The 19,461-nt window shown below is 67.1% G+C and carries 21 protein-coding genes; 11 read left to right on the top strand and 10 right to left on the bottom strand.

The genetic code is table 11. The annotated features are described in order from the left end of the window. A partial coding sequence (locus B146_RS28550) for a helix-turn-helix domain-containing protein (RefSeq protein WP_155897630.1) occupies positions 1-212 on the bottom strand: 212 nt, incomplete at its 3' end. Positions 213-412: 200 nt separating this feature from the next. Here B146_RS28550 and B146_RS28545 point away from each other — a divergent pair. Further along, the gene (locus B146_RS28545) at positions 413-592 is read left to right on the top strand and encodes a DUF2256 domain-containing protein (RefSeq protein WP_081631067.1); all 180 of its coding nucleotides are present in this window, start codon (positions 413-415) and stop codon (positions 590-592) included. 18 nt (positions 593-610) lie between these two features. Here the strand turns inward: B146_RS28545 and B146_RS0121255 are convergent, their stop codons facing one another. The 6 genes from B146_RS0121255 to B146_RS0121230 all read right to left on the bottom strand — a co-directional run bounded on the left by B146_RS0121255 (position 611) and on the right by B146_RS0121230 (position 6,077). Then, entirely contained in the window at positions 611-2,248 is a 1,638-nt protein-coding gene (locus B146_RS0121255) for an NTP transferase domain-containing protein (RefSeq protein ID WP_019998504.1), read from the bottom strand. Further along, positions 2,245-2,952 (bottom strand): XdhC family protein, encoded by a 708-nt coding sequence (locus B146_RS0121250; protein WP_019998503.1) that lies wholly within the window; start codon positions 2,950-2,952, stop codon positions 2,245-2,247. The genes B146_RS0121255 and B146_RS0121250 overlap by 4 nt, the downstream gene beginning before the upstream one ends. Continuing rightward, positions 2,952-3,281: an XdhC family protein gene (locus B146_RS0121245; protein WP_019998502.1), complete on the bottom strand. Its 330-nt coding sequence runs from the start codon at positions 3,279-3,281 to the stop codon at positions 2,952-2,954. The genes B146_RS0121250 and B146_RS0121245 overlap by 1 nt, the downstream gene beginning before the upstream one ends. Before the next feature lie 13 nt (positions 3,282-3,294). Further along, positions 3,295-4,518, bottom strand: coding sequence for a vWA domain-containing protein (locus tag B146_RS0121240; RefSeq protein ID WP_019998501.1), 1,224 nt, complete (start codon positions 4,516-4,518; stop codon positions 3,295-3,297). Between the two features lie 2 nt (positions 4,519-4,520). Further along, complete coding sequence (locus B146_RS0121235) at positions 4,521-5,435, bottom strand: AAA family ATPase (RefSeq protein WP_040408849.1); 915 nt, start codon at positions 5,433-5,435, stop codon at positions 4,521-4,523. A gap of 144 nt (positions 5,436-5,579) precedes the next feature. Next, on the bottom strand, positions 5,580-6,077 hold the full coding sequence (locus B146_RS0121230; protein WP_026358832.1) for a flavin reductase: 498 nt from the start codon (positions 6,075-6,077) through the stop codon (positions 5,580-5,582). A 207-nt stretch (positions 6,078-6,284) separates the two neighbouring features. On the opposite strand from B146_RS0121230, the gene B146_RS0121225 reads away from it, so the two are divergent. The 5 genes from B146_RS0121225 (at position 6,285) to B146_RS0121205 (ending at position 10,539) form a co-directional block, all read left to right on the top strand. Beyond that, positions 6,285-7,079 carry an ABC transporter ATP-binding protein gene (locus B146_RS0121225; protein WP_202815002.1) on the top strand — a complete coding sequence of 265 codons (795 nt, stop codon included), beginning with the start codon at positions 6,285-6,287 and terminating at the stop codon, positions 7,077-7,079. After that, positions 7,076-7,780: an ABC transporter ATP-binding protein gene (locus B146_RS0121220; protein WP_019998497.1), complete on the top strand. Its 705-nt coding sequence runs from the start codon at positions 7,076-7,078 to the stop codon at positions 7,778-7,780. The genes B146_RS0121225 and B146_RS0121220 overlap by 4 nt, the downstream gene beginning before the upstream one ends. Before the next feature lie 27 nt (positions 7,781-7,807). Next, complete coding sequence (locus B146_RS0121215) at positions 7,808-8,800, top strand: branched-chain amino acid ABC transporter permease (RefSeq protein WP_019998496.1); 993 nt, start codon at positions 7,808-7,810, stop codon at positions 8,798-8,800. Further along, positions 8,800-10,092, top strand: a complete 1,293-nt coding sequence (locus B146_RS0121210; protein ID WP_019998495.1) for a branched-chain amino acid ABC transporter permease — start codon at positions 8,800-8,802, stop codon at positions 10,090-10,092. The genes B146_RS0121215 and B146_RS0121210 overlap by 1 nt, the downstream gene beginning before the upstream one ends. A gap of 108 nt (positions 10,093-10,200) precedes the next feature. Continuing rightward, positions 10,201-10,539 carry a DUF3140 domain-containing protein gene (locus B146_RS0121205; RefSeq protein WP_019998494.1) on the top strand — a complete coding sequence of 113 codons (339 nt, stop codon included), beginning with the start codon at positions 10,201-10,203 and terminating at the stop codon, positions 10,537-10,539. Between the two features lie 53 nt (positions 10,540-10,592). Here B146_RS0121205 and B146_RS0121200 read toward each other — a convergent pair whose 3' ends face one another. Then, complete coding sequence (locus B146_RS0121200) at positions 10,593-11,807, bottom strand: ABC transporter substrate-binding protein (protein ID WP_019998493.1); 1,215 nt, start codon at positions 11,805-11,807, stop codon at positions 10,593-10,595. 143 nt (positions 11,808-11,950) lie between these two features. Between B146_RS0121200 and B146_RS0121195 the strand changes: the two genes are divergently transcribed. The 3 genes from B146_RS0121195 to purB all read left to right on the top strand — a co-directional run bounded on the left by B146_RS0121195 (position 11,951) and on the right by purB (position 15,408). Beyond that, positions 11,951-13,012 (top strand): ABC transporter substrate-binding protein, encoded by a 1,062-nt coding sequence (locus B146_RS0121195; protein ID WP_019998492.1) that lies wholly within the window; start codon positions 11,951-11,953, stop codon positions 13,010-13,012. Between the two features lie 4 nt (positions 13,013-13,016). Beyond that, complete coding sequence (locus tag B146_RS0121190; RefSeq protein WP_019998491.1) at positions 13,017-14,033, top strand: P1 family peptidase; 1,017 nt, start codon at positions 13,017-13,019, stop codon at positions 14,031-14,033. A gap of 64 nt (positions 14,034-14,097) precedes the next feature. Continuing rightward, complete coding sequence (gene purB / locus B146_RS0121185; protein ID WP_019998490.1) at positions 14,098-15,408, top strand: adenylosuccinate lyase; 1,311 nt, start codon at positions 14,098-14,100, stop codon at positions 15,406-15,408. A 27-nt stretch (positions 15,409-15,435) separates the two neighbouring features. On the opposite strand, the gene B146_RS0121180 is transcribed toward purB, so the two are convergent. Further along, on the bottom strand, positions 15,436-16,251 hold the full coding sequence (locus B146_RS0121180; protein WP_019998489.1) for an endonuclease/exonuclease/phosphatase family protein: 816 nt from the start codon (positions 16,249-16,251) through the stop codon (positions 15,436-15,438). Positions 16,252-16,486: 235 nt separating this feature from the next. On the opposite strand from B146_RS0121180, the gene cls reads away from it, so the two are divergent. Then, entirely contained in the window at positions 16,487-17,932 is a 1,446-nt protein-coding gene (gene cls, locus B146_RS0121175) for a cardiolipin synthase (protein WP_019998488.1), read from the top strand. A gap of 42 nt (positions 17,933-17,974) precedes the next feature. After that, positions 17,975-18,532 carry an RBBP9/YdeN family alpha/beta hydrolase gene (locus B146_RS0121170; protein ID WP_019998487.1) on the top strand — a complete coding sequence of 186 codons (558 nt, stop codon included), beginning with the start codon at positions 17,975-17,977 and terminating at the stop codon, positions 18,530-18,532. Here B146_RS0121170 and B146_RS26915 read toward each other — a convergent pair. Beyond that, a complete protein-coding gene (locus B146_RS26915) occupies positions 18,529-19,296 on the bottom strand; it encodes an HpcH/HpaI aldolase family protein (protein ID WP_051091612.1) in 768 nt (255 codons plus the stop codon). The two genes, B146_RS0121170 and B146_RS26915, sit on opposite strands and share 4 nt — an antisense overlap. Positions 19,297-19,461: the final 165 nt, after the last annotated feature.

The raw sequence follows: 19,461 nt of genomic DNA, 5'->3' as shown, positions 1-19,461 counted from the left end.
GGGGCGAGAAGCCGCTTACGGTGACCGCCCATCTTGCCCGGAGCCAACGAGCCCGTCGTGCGATAACGTTGCGACCACTTTACCGCCGAGGACACCGCGACCCCAAACCGCGTGGCCGCAGATCGGCAGCTCTCGCCGGCTTCGATCGCACCAACGACCCGCTGGCGAAGATCATGCGAAAGAGGTGCTGTCATCCGATGCCGGCCTCCCATCCAGTCAGCATCTTGAATCACACATCAGCCGCGATCGGAACCACAAGTCGATTCCGATAAAACCCGAAACGCTCTAGCCTGAGGACACGAGCGTAAGAAGCTGTATCGACGGGCTTTTGCTGGGTTCTCGTGAGGGCAAGCGTCGGCAGGCGAAGCAACGGCCGTCTTGCTAATGCGATTGATCACCCCATTTCGGCAAGATGCCGAAAATGCGCAAGAAAAGCGACCTTCCCTCCAAGCCCTGCGCTCATTGCGGCCGCCCCATGGTCTGGCGCAAAGCCTGGGCGCGGACGTGGGACGAGGTGCTCTATTGCTCGGATCGATGCCGGCAGGAGGCAAAATCCAGCCGGCATTCGGAGGCGCCGAAGCCGAAAGCGTGAGCGCAGCTGCTACCGAACTCAGGCGGAGGCAGGCGCGCTCAGTGATCCCTCGATGACGCCCCCGGCGCGGGCCATCAAATCCGGCGTATCGACATCGAAGGAGGCGGCGGGACCGATCTCGACTTCGCGCACGAGATCGCGATGCGCCTGGACGATACCCCGGGCGCCGACATCGCCTTCGAGCGCGGCGATCTCGTTTCGGAAGGTCGAGGACAGGATGACCGGGTTCGCGCGTCGACCCGCATCGCAGGCCAGGACGATCGCTCCCTCGCCCGCCGGCTGAAAGGCCGCGATCAGCGCGTCCAGATGATCGGGCGTCAGAAGCGGCTGATCCGCGAGCATGACGAGAACGCCATCGGCATCGGCCGCAGCGCTGGCGAAGCCGAGCTTGAGGGAGGTCGCCAAACCGGCGGCATAGTCGGGATTGTCGTGAATGGCCACGTCGAGCCCCGCCAAAGCCGCGCGCGTCTCGACGGCTTGATGGCCGACGACGACATGCACGCGCATAGCAGTCGAGCCGAGCGCCGTTTCGACGCTCCGGCGCAGAAGCGGCACGCCGTCGAACGTGGCGAGAAGCTTGTTCGGCCCGCCCATGCGGCTGGAGCGACCGGCAGCGAGAACGAGGATCGAGATACTGGGCTCGCGTTGTGGCGCGGCTGCGAGGTCGCGCGGTCTCGGCCGCGACGCGATTTCCATGAGAAGCCCTCCGACACCGAGCCCGGTGAGTTCGTGAGGCGTCACCGGCAGGTTCGCCAGCAACCGATCCAAGACCCAGTCGAACCCGTTCTCGCGCGGGCTGCGCGCGCAGCCGGGCGCGCCGATCACGTCCCGTTCACCGACCGCGCCGAGAAGTAGAAGATTGCCGGGATCGACGGGCATGCCGAGGTGACGAACCGTGCCGCCTGCGCGCTCCAGCGCCGCCGGCACGACATCCGCCGCGTCGATCACGGCGGAGGCTCCGAAGACGATGGTCATCGCCTCGTCCGGCACGGCGTCGCGGATCGCCTCCGCGAGCGCGCCCTCTTCGTGGGCGACGCGCATCTCCCGCACCAGCACCGATCCCGAGCGCGCCAGCCGGTCTCGCAGCGCTCGCGCGGTCTTGTCCAGAACGCCCGGCTTGGTCGCGGGCAGAACCGTCTGCACCAAGCCGACCGATCGGGCGCGAAAGGGCGCGAGCGTGAAGGCGGGTTCGGCCCCCAAGAGCGCCAAAGCCTCGTCCAAAGCGGCGCGCGGCACGGCGAGCGGAATGATCTTGACGGTCGCCACCATGCGGCCGGGCTCCACGGCGCTGAACTCCGGAAGCGTTGCGAGCGTGATGCCGGGATGGACGCGATTGAGCGCATCCACCGCCGCGCGGCTCGGCAAGAACAAACCGGCCTCGCCAGCGAAGAGATTGGCGCGACCCGTGGCGGCGGGCGCCGCGCCGATCTGCTCCGTCGAAAGGGCCTCGGCGATATCGGCGGCGGCCTCGTCCTCGGGGATGTCGTCCGCATCGAGCCGAGCCGCGATCACGTTCGGGAGGCCAGCGGCCACCAGCGCCTCGATATCGCCGGGCGACAGCCTCGTGCCTTTGGGCAGATGCACCATGCCGGCGCGTGTGGCATGGGCGAGAATGCAGCCTTCGGCCTCGGTGAGGGCGACCGGTCCGAACCTCACGAGGGCTCCATCTCGCCGCGTCGCTCGGCATGCATCTTGCGCTTGCGGAAGGCCGCGATGACCGAGCCGAGGATGGCCACGGCGATCTCGGAAGGCGTCGAAGCGCCGATGTCCAGACCGATCGGCGCTTCGATCCGGGCGAGCTTGTGCTCGGGAATGCCCGCCGCGACCAGACGCTCGACCCGCTTGGCATGGGTCTTCCGGCTGCCGAGCGCGCCGATGTAGAAGCAGCCCGCCCGCAGGGCTTCGATCAAGGGCAGGTCGTCGATCTTCGGATCGTGCGTGACGGCGACGAGCGCGCAGTAGGAATCGAGCGGCCGATCCCGCAGCACGAGCTCGGGCCATTCGGCTTGCAATCGCGTGTTTGGAAAGCGCTCGGGCGTCGCAAAGGCGCTGCGCGGATCGATGATCTCCAGATCGAACCCTGCCAGTGCCGCCATCGGCGCCAAGGCCTGCGAGATATGCGCCGCGCCGATTACGACGAGGCGGGGTGGCGGCAGGTGAACGTTCAGGAAGATCGTCTCGCCGACCGTCCCCCCTTTGCCGCTGCGCAGCGCGCGTGTGAGGTCATCGGACAATTCGTCCGCCTCGACATCGGCTTCCCGCACGAGGCGCTGCGCGCCGGTCTGAAGATCGGTGACGAGGACGCAGGCCCGCCGCGCCAGCCGCTCGGCGTTGAGAGCCTGAAGAAGGGCGAGATCCATCAGCCGACCTTCTCGACATAGACCCGAATGCGCCCGCCGCAGGACAGGCCGACCCTCCAGGCCGTTTCGTCCGCGACGCCGAATTCCAGCATGCGCGCCGTGCCGCTGTCGATCACGTCGAGCGCTTCGGCCACGACCGCGCCTTCGACGCAGCCCCCCGACACGGAACCGGCAAAGTCGCCCGCCGCATCGATCACCAGGTGGCTCCCGACAGGCCGAGGGGCCGAGCCCCATGTTTCGATCACGGTCGCCAGCGCGACGCCGCGCCCGTCTCGCGCCCAATCTTCCGCGATCCGCAGCACGTCATGCGATGCCTGAAGCGTGTCCATTCCCGTCCCTCCTTCAGGCCTGTGCCGGTCTGTTCAACCATTCGCGCGGCGACTGCGTTCGCGAGCCGCTTCGATCCTCCGCCAGCGCGTCGCAGAGAGCCTGGAGCGAGGCGACGGAGTGAACCGGGCGAAACTCGTCGACATAAGGCAGCATCGCCCGCATTCCCTTGGCCTTGGCGGCGAACTGGTCGAAGCGCAGTAGCGGGTTCAGCCAGATCAACCGCCGCGTGGAGAGATGGAGCCGCTCCATCTCCCCCTCAAGAAGCGCCGTATCGTCCCGCTCCAATCCGTCCGTCACCAGAAGCACGATCGCCCCGCCCGATAGGACACGGCGCGACCATTGCTTGTTGAACGCTTCCAGCGCTTCTCCGATCCGTGTGCCACCCGACCAGTCCTGCACGGCGGCCGCGCTGCGATCCACCGCCTCGTCCGGGTCGCGGCGCGCCAGTTCGCGGGTCACGTTGGTCAAGCGCGTCCCGAAGAGAAACGTGTGGACGCGTCGGCGACGCGCCGTCACGGCATGGAAGAAGTGCAGAAACAGACGGCTATACTGGCTCATCGAGCCGGAAATATCGGCGAGCACCACGAGCGGCGGCGGCTGGCGCTTGGGCACTCGCCAATGCGGCAGGAGGAGATCGCCGCCCGTGCGGGCGCTGGCGCGCAGGGTCTCGCGCAGGTCGATCCGTGCCCCGCGCGGGTTCGGCCTGTGCCGGCGCGTGCGGCGCTCGTCGCCCGCGAGGCGAAGCCGCCGCACGGCGCGCCGCGCCTCGTCGAGTTCGGCGGCCGTCATCTGCGCGAAGTCCTTGCGTCGGAGGAGGTCGTCGGCCGACATGGTGAACCGTGCATCGACATCGAGAACGGGCTTGTCCTTGGGCGCCTGCCGCGACGACGACTCGCCGGCCAAGGCGTCGTCCGCCCGCCGCGCGCCGGCCTTGCGTTCCGCGGGTCGGGCCGGGGCTTGGCCGGAAAAGAGCGCGATCATCTTTTCCACGATCTGCCGCGAGCGCCAGAAGCTGGCGAACACTTCCGAGAAAACCGCGCTGTCCTCGCGCCGGTGAACGAACACGGCGTGGAGCGTCCAGAACACATCCTCGCGCGATCCGATCCCGCCGAGCCTCAACGCGGCAATCGCATCGAGCGTTTCCGCCGGCCCCGTCCGCAGCCCCGCTCGGCGCAGAGCGCGCGCGAAGTAAACGACATTGTCGGCAAGACGCCCCTCCGGCGCGGCGCCGTCCATCGTCAGCCCGCCGCCAGTTCGCGCTTCACCGCGTTCAGCATCTCCCGCCCCTCGCCCTTCTCGATCCGGGCGATATCGTCCTGATATTTCAGGAGGACGCCGAGCGTGTCGGAGACGAGAGCCGGATCGAGCGCCACGGCGTCGAGTTCGGTCAGCGCGGTCGCCCAATCGATCGTCTCGGCAACGCCCGGTGCCTTGAAGAGATCGGCCGCGCGCAGCTTCTGAACGTAAGCGACGATCTCGCGCGAGAGGTCGGCGCTCGCGCCCGGCGCCTTGCGTCTGACGATCTCCAGCTCGCGCTCGGAGTTCGGATAGTCAAGCCAGTGATAAAGGCAGCGACGCTTGAGCGCGTCGTGAATCTCGCGCGTGCGGTTGGTGGTGATGACGACGATCGGCGGCTCGGCGGCGCGGATCGTGCCGAGTTCCGGGATGGTCACCTGATGGTCCGACAGGACCTCGAGCAGAAAGGCCTCGAAGGCTTCATCGGCCCGGTCCAACTCGTCGATCAGCAGGACCGGCGCCCGGCCCGGCGCGCCCTCCAGCGCCTGGAGAATGGGACGGCGGATCAGGAAACGCTCGGAAAAGATGTCGGCCCGCAGCGCCTCCCCCGACGCGCCGCCGGAGGCCTCGCGGAGGCGAATCTCGATCATCTGAGCCGCGTGGTTCCACTCATAGACGGCGGAGGAGAGGTCCAGTCCCTCGTAGCATTGGAGCCGGATCAGCGGTCGATGGAGGGTGGCAGCAAGCACCTTGGCGAGTTCGGTCTTCCCGACGCCCGCTTCGCCTTCGAGAAACAAGGGGCGGCCCATGCGCAGCGCCAGAAACAGGACGGTCGCGAGCGAGCGGTCGGCGACATAATCGGCCTTTGCGAGAAGGGAAACCGTGTCCTCGATATGGGCTGGCAATGTGCTGACCACGTCAGGCCCCTCCCCGGGCTTGAGCTGGATGGCGTCGCGAGCGGCGCGCGGGCGCGCACCGATCAGGCCGCAGGGATGCGGGGCGGGTCAAGTGCGCCGCTCGCAGCCCCGCGAGCCATTGGGCGAGATGTAAGGCGCTCCCGCTCAGAGAGTATGGTAGCGGCGCGCGCGGTAGAGAAGGCTGTCGCCACCGATCGGCTCGGCCACCGCCAGGACCTCGCCGATCAGAACGCGATGCGTCGCGACGGGCCGGCTGTCGATGACGCGGCAATCGAAGCTGACGAGGGCGTCTTCCAGAATCGGAACGCCCGTGGCGAGCGTCGTCCACCGGCCGGCGGCGAAGCGGGCTTCCAGCTCCAGATTGCCCTCGCCCGAGAAGGCGCGCGCGACGGGTTCGTTGCGCGAAGCCAGAAGATTGACGGCGAAAACGCCATTGTGATCGAAGCGTGTGTTGGCGCCGCTCTTCTGGTTGAGACACACGAGAATGGTCGGCGGATCGTCCGACACGGAACAGACCGACGTCACCGTCACCCCTCGCCGCCCGGCGGGGCCATCCGTCGTCACCAGGCAGACGGACGCGGCAAAATGGCTCATCGCTTCTCGAAACACGAGGCGGTCGACAGCGACAGATGACTTCAACATGCACGGTTCCCGCAAGGGTCCGACTCGCGGTCGGCGCGTTACGCGACCCAACATAGGGGCGCCGCCCTCAACATAGAATGACCGCCCGGCGGATCGACGCCGTTTCGGCATTTGAATTTCCCCTCACATATCCTTAAGAGAGCCGTTCCGCCTTTCCTTGTCGCGCGATACGCGTCCGCCAAACGGAAACGACCCGTCATGGCCCCCATGATCGAAGTGAAAAATGTCAGCCGCCGGTTCGGAGGCTTCGTCGCGGTGAACGACTGCAGCCTGACCGTCGAGAAGGGCAGCATCACCGGCCTGATCGGTCCGAACGGGGCAGGAAAGTCGACGCTGTTCAACATGGTCGCGGGCAATCTCGCGCCGAGTTCGGGAACGATCCTGCTCGACGGTCAACCGATCGGAGGGCTGAAGCCTCACGAGCTGTTCGCTCGCGGCCTCCTTCGCACATTCCAGATCGCCCATGAGTTCTCCCGTCTCACGGTTCTGGAAAACCTGATGATGGTGCCGGACGGCCAGCCCGGCGAGAACCTCCTCGACGCTTGGTTCCGCGGCCGAAAGGTGCGCGAGTTCGAAGCGCGGGTTCGCGAAAAGGCCGAGGAGGTCGTGGACTTCCTGCAGATCGGCCATGTGAAGAACGAGCTGGCGGGCAATCTCTCGGGCGGACAGAAGAAGCTCGTGGAGCTCGGCCGCACGATGATGGTGGACGCCAAGGTCGTGCTGCTCGACGAGATCGCGGCGGGCGTCAACCGGACGCTCCTGAACGACCTCGCCGGCAATATCGAACGGCTCAACCGCGAGCGCGGCTACACGTTCTTCGTCATCGAGCACGACATGGACCTGATCGGTCGCCTGTGCGACCCGGTGATCGTCATGGCCGCCGGTTCCGTGATGATGACGGGCACGCTCGCCGACATCCAGGCCGACCAGCGGGTTGTGGACGCCTATTTCGGCGGCTCGCCCACGGGCCATGCCACCAACCTGCCCGGAGCCACCGCATGAGCCTCCTGTCGGTTCGAAACGTCGTGGCCGGCTATGGCGCGGCTCCGATCCTGAACGGCGTCGACATCTCGCTCGAACAGGGCGAGATCGGCGTGATCGTCGGCCCCAACGGCGCGGGCAAATCCACCACGCTGAAGGCGATCTTCGGGCTTCTGCGCGTATCCTCGGGGACCATCACCTTCGACGGGCACGACATTACCAATCGGCCGACCGAATCCTTGAGCGCGCTTCGCATGGCCTTCGTGCCGCAGGAGCAAAACGTCTTCAAGACGCTGAGCGTCCACGAGAATCTGGAGATGGGCGCTTATGTCCGACGCGACGACGTGTCGGGCCTGCTGGACCGCGTCTACGACATTTTCCCGCCGCTGAAGGCCAAGCGGAACCAGCCGGCGGGCGAGCTTTCCGGCGGCCAGCGCCAGATGGTGGCGGTCGGCCGCGCGCTGATGATCGACCCCAAGCTGATCCTTCTGGACGAGCCGACGGCGGGGCTCTCGCCGCTCTTCATGAGCGAGATCTTCGACCGTATCCTCGCGATCAACGCCACGGGCGTGACCGTCGCCATGGTCGAACAGAACGCCCGGCAGGCGCTTGGCATCGCGCACAAGGGTTATGTTCTCGCCAGCGGGCGCAATCGTTTCACCGACAGCGGGGCGGCGCTTCTGGCCGATCCCGAGGTCGCCAAATCCTTTCTCGGCGGTTGACGCGACGACGAACGAACGGGGCCACCGTTGGACGAGCTTATCTTCTTCATCAATCGCGGCGTGGTCGGCGGCCTCATCATCGGGTCCGTCTATGCGCTAGGCGCCGTCGGCGTGACGCTGATCTTCGGCATCCTGCGCTTTGCCCATTTCGCCCATGGCGACATGATGACGGCGAGCGCCTTCTTCGCGCTTCTCCTCGCCGGGCTGCTCGCCTCGTTCGGAATCAGCCTGCCGATCCCGCTCGTCCTCGCGCTCCTGCCCGTGGTCATGGCGCTGACGGCCGTGTTCGCGATCGGCCTCGACCGCGCCTTCTATCGGCCGCTGCGCCAGCGTGGCGCCAAGCCCGTCGTGATGGTCATGGCCTCGATCGGCGTGACCCTGATGCTCCAGGGCCTCATCCGTCTCTTCGCCGGCACCGGCTCGCGCGACATGTATCTCGACGCTCCCAAGACGATCTTCCGCATCCCGACCGGCGGTCGCCCTATCGTCCTCACCGAACCGCAGGTGGCGCTGATCGCGCTGACCGTCATCTCGGTGATCGCGCTGCATCTGTTTCTCACCCGTTCGCGGCTCGGCAAGGCGATGCGCGCCGTGTCCGACAATCCCGATCTCGCGCGGGTCACGGGCATTCCAATCGAGCGGGTGGTCAAGGCGACCTGGGCGATCGGCGGCGGTCTCGCGGCGATCGCCGGGACGATGCTGGCGATGGACGTGCAGCTGAAGCCGGACCTTGCCTACAACATCCTCCTGCCGATCTTCGCGGCGACGATCGTCGGCGGTATCGGGCAGCCGTATGGCGCTATTGCCGGCGGCTATCTCATCGGCTTTGCGGAAACGCTCGCCGTGTTCAACTTCTCGGTGCTGCTGCGACCCTTCCGCGATCTCCTGCCCGCCGGCTTCGAAATCCCGGCGAGCCTCGCAATGGTGCCGACCGAGTATCGCCTCGTCGTCCCCTTCTTCATCCTCGTCGCGGTTCTGATCTACCGGCCGACCGGCATCTTCAAGGGACGGGTGTTCTGATGACCGACGCTCCCAACGCGGGGACCCTGCCCGACCGTCGCCTGCGCCGCGAACTCCTCCTGATCGGCGCGCTCCTGGCTCTGATCGTCGCCGTCTATGCGCTTCAGGGCTCGGCCTATGCGACGCGAATGCTGGTCGAGGCTTCGGCCTATGCGATCATCGCGGTCGGTCTCAACATCCAGTGGGGCTATGCCGGGCTCTTCAATGTCGGCATCATGGGCTTCATCGTCGCCGGTGCCGCCGCGTCCGTTCTGATGACCTTCCCGGTCAATCCCGCCTTCTGGGCGGGGACCGGCGCCCCGCTCCTCGGCGAAGCGCTGCTCTGGCTGATCGGTGCCGTCGCGATCGTCGCGCTCGTGTCGCAGGCGTGGCGCGTCGGCCTGCCGAAGGGGCTGGTGACGGCGCTGACGATCCTGTCCGCCGCCGTCGCCTTCATGCTCGTGTCCGCCAAGTTCGATCCGGCAACGACGGCGATCGAGGCCGAAGCGGGCTTCATCGGCGGCTTCGGCCTGCCCGTGGCGGTCGGCTGGATCGCGGCGGGTCTCGTCGCCGGCGCCATCGCCTATCTCGTCGGCAAGATCTGCCTCGGGCTTCGTGCGGACTATCTCGCCATCGCCACGCTCGGCATCGCGCAGATCATCAAGACCTTCCTCAAGAATGCCGACTGGCTGACGCGCGGCACGCTCACCGTCTCGCCGCTGCCCTGGCCGGTGCCGACCCCCAACGAGATCGGCTTCCTCTGGGCGCGCGGGCTCTATCTTTCGCTGACCGCCGCGATGCTCATCGTCGTCACGCTGCTTCTGGAGCGCGCCTATCGCGCCCCCTGGGGCCGCATGATGCGCGCCATCCGCGACAACGAGGCGGCGGCGAGCTCGATGGGCAAGAATGTCGATGGACGTCGCATGGAAATCTTCGTGCTCGGCGCCATGCTGATGGGTCTCGGCGGCGCGGTGCTCGTGCATTTCACCTCGATCTTCGACCCTTCGGGCTTCGTGGATCTCAACCACACGTTCCTGATCTGGGTGATGGTGATCCTCGGAGGCGCGGGCAACAATCGCGGCGCGATCTTCGGCGCGGTCTTCGTCTACATCGTCTGGACCATGTCGGAGCCGGTCGCGCTTTCCCTCTTCGCCCTCGCGCGGGACTGGGGCTCGGCCTGGTTCGGCTGGGTGGCGCCCGGCGATCTCGACTCGCGCGCCCTTCAGATGCGGGTTTTCGTGATCGGGCTGACGATCACGCTCGTCCTGCGCTTCGCGCCCGAGGGCGTGCTGCCCGAACGGCTGCGTCACTAGGCGCAGCCCAAACCGGCCCCCTGTCCTGTGGACGGTGGTTGCGCGTCTGGAACCGCCGTCCATGCCCTTCGTTCGCCGGACAATCGAACCGGCAACGAAGGGTCCGACATGGCCGACAGCAATCATCAGGAAATCTGGGACGAGTTCCGCTCGCTCGTGAACATGACGCCGTCCGAGCTGGAGAACTGGCTGGATTCCGACGAGTCCAAGTCCGTCGGCCAGAAAAGCGAGGATGGCGGCGAATCCGTCGGCCACAAGTCGGGCCACACCATCATCGAGATCAAGCACACCAAGAAGGCCGATCTTTCCGACGACCAGTGGGCGCATATGCAGAAGGTCGTCGGCTACATCAAACGCCATTCCAAGCAGAAGCCGAAGGGCGACATCTCCGACACGAACTGGCGCTATTCCCTCATGAACTGGGGTCACGACCCGCTGAAGGACTGAGCGCTCGAATGAAAAGGCCCCGACCGGATCGGTCGGGGCCTTTTTTCCATGTCTTACTCGGCGGGGCCGACGACGACGATCTTGCCGTCCTTGACCGTCACCTCGTCGTAGGAGCCCGGCACGTCACCCTTGTCGTCGAACTCGATCGAACCGGAGGCGCCCTCGTAATTGACGTCCTTGCCCTCGCCGATCAGCGCCTTGGCCTTCTTCCATTCGCCGGGAAGGATCACCTCGCCCGGCGCGCTCGCCACGTCGCGGAGCGCGGCCGACAGACCCTCGCGGCTGCCGCCGGTCTTCTCCAGAGCCAGCATCAGCACGAAGGCCGCATCATAGGAGGTCGAGGCGTAGGTCGCGGCCGAGTCGAGATTGGCCGCCTTGGCCGCTTCCGCGAAATTCGCCGCGCCAGCCGCCGCCGCGCCGCCCGGACGGGTCAGGATCAGCTTCTCGTCGCCGCCGCCGAGATTGGTCAGCGCCGCGCCGACCATGCCGTCGCCGCCGACGAAGGTCGAGAAGTCGCCGGTCTCGCGGGCTTGGGCCACGATGCGCCCGCCCGAGCCGTCGACATAGGCGAGCACCACGAGAGCGGGCGCGCCGGACGAGGCGAGCGAGCCGATCTCGGCGCGGTAGTCGGCCTTGCCGTCCTCGTGCGGTTCGGACACGAGCACCTTGCCGCCATCGGCCTCGAAGGCCGTCTTGAAGGACTGGGCGAAGCCCGTGCCATAGTCGTTGTTGACATAGGTCACGGCGACTTCGTTGATGCCGTTCCGCTTCACGACGCGGGCGAGAACCTCGCCCTGATAGGCGTCGGACGGCGCGGTGCGGAAGACGAGATCCTTGTCGTTCAGCGCCGTCACGGCGGGCGAGGTCGAGGCCGGCGACACCATCACCACGCCAGCCGGAATGGCGGCGGCGTTGGCGGCGGCGATCGTTGCGCCCGAGCACATGGCACCGACGATGCCCGCGACCTTCTCGGAGTTCACCTGGCGGTCGGCCGCGTCGGAGGCGCGGGCGGCGTCGATGCAGCCGTCGTCGCCGATGACCATCTCGACCTTCGCGCCGTTCTTCCCGATGCCGCCGGCCTCGTTGACCTGCGAGACGGCGAGCTTGGCCGCGTTGGTGATCGGGGGCATGAGGCTCTCTATCGGCCCTGTGATGCCACCGATGAGGCCGACCTTCACCGTGGCGTCCTGCGCGAAGGCAGCGGGCGATGCGGACAGGCTCAAGGCGGCCATTGCGGCGGCAAGAAGGGTCTTGGAAGGGCCGGTCATGCGCAGGTTTCTCCAGTTGAAGACAGCCGTAAGTCCCGAAGCGGGCTCGCTGTTCGGGCGGGAGTTAAGCGGCGTGGCAAACGGCGGTCAAGACTTCCCCGCCCGCCTCGCCTCCCGGCCCGAAAGCGGGTTAGGCTCGGCTCATGAAGGCACCGATCCGAATCGCCCTCCTCGCGCTTCTCGCCTCCGGCACGCTGTCCCAGGCAGCGCGGGCGGACGGGATCGCCTTGGCCGTTCCGTCCAGCGGGCCGAGCGCGCTTCTGGGTCGTCAGGCGCTGGAAGGCGCACGCGCCGCCTTGGGCGATGCGAGCGCCGTGCCACCTTCGGTCGCCGCGTTCGACACGCGATGCGACCGTGAAGGCGGCGCGGATGCCGCGCAGCGCATGGCCGAGGCGAAGGCCGAGATCGCGGTCGGCTTCCTGTGCGTGGCGGCGCTGGAGGCGGCTCTGCCGGTGCTCGCAAAGGCCAATATCCCGGCGATCGACATCGGCGCGCGCTCCGACCGCATTCTCGATCGACGCGAGCGCGCGGGCTGGCAGGTCTGGCGGATCGCGCCTGGCCCTCAGGCCGAAGCGAAGGCGATCGCGGATTTCGTGCGGGCCCGCTGGCAGGGCGCGCCCTTCGGCCTCGTGGAGGACGGCTCGTCCTATGGGCGGGACCTCGCCGAGTCGGTGCGCGGCCTTCTGGAGGCGCAGGGTCTTCGGCCCATCCTGGTCGACAATTACCGCCCGGCCGACGAGAAGCAGTTCGGTCTGGCAAGGCGCATCGCCCAAAGCGGGGTTCGTCACGTCCTCGTGTTCGGCGCGCGGCGCGATGTCGCGATCGTCGCGCGCGATGCGCTCGACGTGACGCCGGGCCTTGAGATCGCGAGCGGCGAATCGCTTCTGGACGAGGCGGGCGACGTACCGCTGCCCAGGGGCGTCCTCGCGATCGCCTCGGGCTTCGATGTCGGTTGGACGCCTTCCGAAGAGCCGCAAGCCGACGAGGGCTATGCCCGCATCGCCCGCATCGGCACGGAAATCGCGATCGAGGCCCTGCGCCGATCCAAGGCCGAGTCGCGCACCATCGCGGAAGTGCTGGGCGCCGAGACCTTCGTGACGTCGGGCGGGCTCGTTCGCTTCGACGCGACCGGCTCGGCCGATGTCGTTCCCTTCCAGGCCTATCGCTGGGACGGAACCAAGTTCACGACGGATGGAGAGGGTTGAGCCCATGTGGACGCCGGGACCGCGCAATCTCATCACGGACGTCGCGGGCCTTCTCGTCGGCCACGCGGGCGACGAGCGGCTTCTCAGCGGCACCACGGCGGTTCTGTTCGATCGACCCGCCAGCGCGGCGGTCGAGATTCTCGGCGGCGCACCGGGAACGCGCGACACCGAACTTCTGGCGCCGCAAAATCTCGTTCAGGGCGTGGATGCGCTGGTTCTGTCCGGCGGCTCGGCCTTCGGCCTCGACGCCGCGTCCGGCGTCCAAAGCCATCTGCGATCCGTCGGGCGCGGCTTCGAAGTGGCAGGCCAGCGCGTTCCGATCGTGCCGGGTGCCATTCTCTTCGATCTCGCCAATGGCGGCGACAAGGATTGGGGTCTCCATTCGCCCTATCGCGAACTTGGCCTTGCCGCCGCGGAGAGCGCCGGGCTCGACTTTGCCTTGGGGAGTATCGGCGCCGGCCTTGGCGCGACGACCGCCACCTGTCGGGGCGGCCTCGGCTCGGCCTCGGCGATCTTGAGCAATGGCGCGACGGTCGGAGCGCTCGTCGCGGTGAACGCGGTCGGCTCGCCGCTCATCGGGGAGAGCCGGCATTTCTGGGCCTCGCCTTTCGAGATCGGCGACGAGTTCGGCGGGCTCGGCCTGCCCAATCCCTACCCGGCGGACGCGGTGCGCCCGCGCACCAAACTCGACCCGCGCCCCGGCACGAACACCACGATCGCCATCATCGCGACCGATCTCACCGCCAGCAAGGCGGAACTGAAGCGCCTCGCCGTCGCCGCGCATGACGGCTTCACCCGCGCGCTCTACCCGGCCCATACGGATTTCGACGGCGATCTCATCTTCGCCGCCGCGACCGGCGCACGTCCCGCGCAGCTCTCGCCAGGCGAACTCCTTGAGCTTTCGTCGGCCGCCGGCGCGGTCATGGCGCGGGCGATCGCGCGGGGCGTGTTCCATGCCGCGACCGCGCCGCTATACGCCGCGCGGCCGGCTTGGCGCGACCTCGGGGCCGCGGCGGATTGAGGCAATGCTGCGGCTCTGTTAGGACGCGCCAGATCCCTCCCCACCCGCTGCGAAGGCTTGCTTCATGATCCCGCGCTATGCCCGCCCCGAGATGGTCTCCATCTGGTCCCAGGAAACCAAGTTCCGCATCTGGTTTGAAATCGAGGCCCATGCCTGCGACGCGCTGGCCGAACTCGGCGTGATTCCGAAGGAAGCCGCCAAGACGATCTGGGAAAAGGGCGGCGCTGCGACCTTCGACGTCGCGCGGATCGACGAGATCGAGCGCGAGACGAAGCACGACGTCATCGCCTTCCTGACGCATCTCGCCGAATTCGTCGGCCCGGATTCGCGCTTCATCCATCAGGGCATGACCTCGTCGGACGTGCTCGACACCTGCTTCAACGTGCAGCTCGTGCGCGCGTCCGATCTGCTGCTGGCCGATCTCGACGCGCTGCTCGCCGCGCTGAAGCGCCGTGCCTTCGAGCACAAGGACACGGTGACGATCGGCCGCTCGCACGGCATCCATGCCGAGCCGACGACCTTCGGCGTGAAGCTCGCCCTCGCCTATGCCGAGTTCGACCGCTGCCGCAAGCGCCTCGTCGCGGCGCGCGAGGAGATCGCCACCTGCGCCATTTCCGGTGCGGTCGGCACCTTCGCCAATATCGATCCGCGCGTGGAGGAGCATGTCGCGGCCGCGCTCGGCCTGCAGCCGGAGCCCGTGTCGACGCAGGTCATCCCGCGCGACCGCCACGCCATGTATTTCGCGACGCTCGGCGTCATCGCCTCCTCGATCGAGCGTCTGGCGACCGAAATCCGCCATCTCCAGCGCACCGAAGTTCTGGAAGCCGAGGAGTATTTCGCGCCCGGCCAGAAGGGCTCCTCGGCCATGCCGCACAAGCGCAACCCGGTTCTGACCGAGAACCTGACGGGCCTTGCCCGCATGGTCCGCGCCTTCGCCATTCCCGCGATGGAGAATGTCGCGCTCTGGCACGAGCGGGACATCTCGCACTCCTCCGTGGAACGCTATATCGGCCCGGACGCGACGGTCACGCTCGACTTCGCCCTCGCGCGCCTCACCGGCGTCATCGACAAGCTTCTCGTCTATCCCGAGCGGATGGACAAGAACCTCAACCAGTTCAAGGGGCTCGTCCATTCGCAGCGCGTGCTTCTGGCGCTGACGCAGGCCGGCGTCAGCCGCGAGGACGCCTATCGCCTCGTGCAGCGCAACGCCATGAAGGTCTGGGAACACGGCGCCGACTTCCTCGCCGAACTCCTGTCGGACAAGGACGTGACGGCGGCGCTTTCGGAAGACGAGATCCGCGAGAAGTTCGACCTCGGCTACCACACCAAGCATGTCGACACGATCTTCACCCGCGTCTTCGGCACGGCGGCCTGAGCTCTAAACCCGGCCTGGGCGGATCGTTCAGGCCGGTTCGGCCTCGGCCGAAACCAGAAGCGGCGTCGCCAGCGGCGGCGCCTCCCTCGCCTCGAAACCCCTGATGTCCAGCTGGATCATCTGGTGATCCGAATAGGGTTGATCGAGAATATGCACCTCGCAGTGATCCAAGAGGTCGCGCGAGATCAGGCAGGTGTCGAGCGTCGCGAGATAGGGCCCGAACCGGAAGGTCGGCCCCGAATGCGCGTTGGCATGGACCATGCGCCCGTCGGCGAGCAGCGGCTGCAATTCGCCCGCGCCGCGAAACACGTTGAAATCCCCCATCACGACGGTCGGCCCGTCCCGCTCCGCCACCCAGCGCGCGAGTTCCGCGAGCTGGATGCAGCGCACGCGATAGCGCAACGACAGATGGGCGACGAGAACGCGGATGCCCGACATTTCCAGATCGTAGACGAGCCGCTTTTTGCCGGCCGAAAGATAGCGCGCGACATAGGTCAGCGGACGCGAGGCGAGAAAGGCGTTGGACTTGCCGCGCGACACCGACAGGCGGCGGAACTGGCGCTCGGCGCTGTATTTGTTGTCGATCCGCACCGTCGTGTGATGGTCCTCCACCAGCGCCCGGCTCTGGTCGAAGAAGCCGTTGGTGAGCGAGCCCCGGTCGATTTCCACGAAGCAGCTGAGATCGGGCTTCAGCTCCCGCAGCCGGTCGCGCACATGCTGAAGGCTGCGAAGCTGCACGCGCTTGGTCGTGAAGACATGGTGGTGCGCGCGCCGCACGTGGTGGCCGAGCGAGCCGTCGATGTCGCGGGAATAGCCGAGATTGGCGTAGACGATGCGGATCATGATCCGTGGCTTCCTTCCCCTTTTCGGCGCCGCCCTTGGAAGGCATCGCCTGCGCAATGGTTCCGCTCGGCCGTGACCGGCGCCGATGGCGGCGCGATCACAAACCCGGAGAAGTCGGAGCCGGTTTCTGGACCCGATCTTGCCAGTGCCCATATCCTCGGGCAGAGCCTCCGGCAAGGCGCGGACCCATTCGGATTCGTGTCTTGAACCCAGCGGATGGCGGGATCGGGGCGGAATGAGCCAGTTTCTTGACGGCACGATCTGGCCGATCGTTGTCACCTTCCTGAGTTGGTCGATCGTGATCGGCGCCGTCGTCTATATTCCCTTCCGTCGCTCGCCCGTGGCGGCGCAGGCCTGGCTTCTCCTGTTCTTCTTCATGCCCTGGGCGGCTCTCCTGCTTTATCTCGCCGTCGGCAACGCCCGCCATCCGAAATGGCGGCGCGACCGGCTGGAAGCGATGCCGGACATCATCCGCAAGGCGATCGAGCATATCTCGCTGCGGGCCATGGGGGCCTTGCGCGCCCTGCGCCCGCATCATCAGCTGACCGGCCGCCTCGTCCACCGCATCGGCCGTTTTCCGGTCTTGCCCGACAATCGCATCGTGCTCGACGCCGACTACAATCGCGTCGTGGATCGGATCGCGACCGATATCGACCATGCCGAGCACCATGCCCATGTCATGGTCTACATCCTCCAGAACGACCAAGCCGGAAACCGAATCCTCAGCGCGCTGGAGCGCGCGGCCAGACGCGGCGTCAAATGCCGTCTCCTGATCGACGCGGTCGGCTCTTCGCGAGACCGGAAGTCGATCGCCAAGCGCCTGAAGGGAACCGGCGTCGAGCTTCGCCTGATCCTGCCGATCCGCTTCTGGAACCAGGCGACGCGGTTCGACCTGCGCAATCACCGCAAGATCGTCGTGGTGGACGGGCGCGTCGGCTGGGTCGGCTCGCAGAACATGCACCGCATCGAATACGAGCCGAAGACCTTCTATCGCGAGCTGATGGCGCGCGTCGAAGGCCCCGTCGTTCTGGAGCTGCAAGCGATCTTCATCGGCGACTGGTATCTCGAAACCGAGGAGGACATCGCCACGCCCGACCTCATGCCGGAGCCCCCGCCCCCTTCGCTGGAGCGCACGGCGACGGCGCAGGTTCTGCCGAGCGGACCGGACTACCCGGATGCCGGCGTCGATATCCTCTTCACCGACCTGCTCTACAGCGCGCGCCGGCGTGTCGTGCTCGCGACGCCCTATTTCATTCCCAACGAGCCGATGCTGCTGGCCATGCGCACGGCCGTTTCGAAGGGCGTGCGCGTGACGCTCTTCGTGACCTCCACCACCAACAGCTGGCTGATCGACCGGGCGCAGCAATCCTATTACGACGAGCTTCTGGAGGCCGGGGTCGAGGTGATGCTCTATCGCGAGCGTTTCCTGCACGCCAAGCATCTGTCGATCGACGACGACATCGCGATCATCGGCTCGGCCAACATGGACCGGCGCTCGTTCGAGCTGAATTCCGAGGTTACGCTGATCGCCTATAGCGAGGACGTCGTGCGGGATTTGCGCGCCATCGAGGACGACTATCGCTTCAAGAGCCATCGGCTGCGGCTGGAGGAGTGGTCGCAGCGCGGTTTCTTCGTGCAGCTGACCGAGAACGTCACGCGGCTCATCAGTCCGCTGCTGTGACGCTTCCTTGACAAGGACGCTTCGCGCTCGCATCTGCGGCCCATGCGCGTTTCAGAAGCCGATATCCTCATCGTTCCCGGATACAAGGGAGCCGACGAAAACCACTGGCAAAGCCGCTGGGAGCAGAAGCTTTCCACGGCCCGCCGCGTCCAGCAGGTCGAATGGACGAAGCCCGTTCGCGACGACTGGGTGCGCACCGTGGCCGAGGCGGTGAACGAAGCGGAGCGCCCGCCGGTCATTGTCGCCCATTCGCTGGGCGTCGCGGCCGTGGTGCAGGCGGTTCCGCTCTTCACCCGCCCGGTCGCCGGCGCCTTCTTCGTGGCCCCGCCGGATGTGTCCGACGAGGCGATCCGGCCGAAGCATCTTCTGACCTTCGGCCCGTACCCACGCGATCCCTTGCCCTTTCCCTCGGTCGTCGTCGCCAGCCGAAACGATCCCTATTCGCGTTTCGAGCCCGCCGAGGATGCGGCCGGCGCCTGGGGCTCGCTCTTCATCGATGCCGGCGAATCGGGCCATCTGAACGGTGACAGCGGGCACGGCCCCTGGCCGGAAGGCCTCCTCACCTTCGGCAAGTTCCTCGCCCGCCTGCCCGCGAGCTAGAGCGCGCGTTTGATGTCCGCGCAAAGGGCGAGCGAGGCCTGCCGCAGAAGCGCGATGTCGGAGGCGACACAGATCAGGTCGTAGCCCATGGCGCGGTAGCGCCGCGCATCCGCCGCGTTGGCGGCATAGACGGCGGCGACCTTGCCGCCGTCCTTCGCCTTGCGGCAGATCGCCTGCGCGGCCTCGTCCGTGGCTGCGCCGTTCGGGTCGAGCCGACCGCCCAGCGCCAGAGACAGGTCGGACGGGCCGACGAAGACGCCGCCGAGTTCCGGCACGGCGAGGATCGCGTCGATCTCGCGATAGGCGCCGGCGGTCTCGATCATCGCCAGCGAAAGCACGGCCTCGTTCGCCTCGGCGATATAGCTCTCCGCACTCGCCGCGCCGAAGAGCGACAGGGCGCGCGCCGGGCCGAAGGATCGCGTGCCCTTCGGCGGGTACAGGAGGGAGCGCGCGAAATGGCTCGCCTCGTCGGCGCTGTTCACCATGGGCAGGATCACGCCCGTCGCGCCGAAGTCCAGAACGCGCCCGGCCATGGCGAGATCGCCGACGGGGACGCGCACCATGGCGGGCTTGTTCTTGAACACCGCGCGAGCGCAGCCCTCGCGAATCTCCTCCATCCCCTGCAGCCCGTGCTGCACGTCGAGCGTCAGGACGTCGAACGCATCGAGAAGCGCCTCGTGGACGACGGGGTCGCCGAGGCCGGCCCAAGCCGAGAGGACGACGTCGTTCTCGGTGAGCAACTGGCGAAATCTCGAGACTGTCACGGTGCGGTTTCTCCTGGGGATCGAGGACAGATCGGCCGATCGGCGGCCGTTTGGCAAGGGATCGGGACACCGCCTTCCCGGCCGGATCGCCGGAATTTCGGGGAAGCGATTGTTTAGAACCCCGCTTTGCGATATTGAGCCGGCTTAAGCATGCGGTTTCTTGCG

It is taken from the genome of Aureimonas ureilytica DSM 18598 = NBRC 106430 (assembly GCF_000382705.1).
Lineage (GTDB): Bacteria > Pseudomonadota > Alphaproteobacteria > Rhizobiales > Rhizobiaceae > Aureimonas > Aureimonas ureilytica.
Note: the sequence above shows the minus strand (reverse complement) of the source record. Positions and strands in the feature narration are given on the sequence as shown.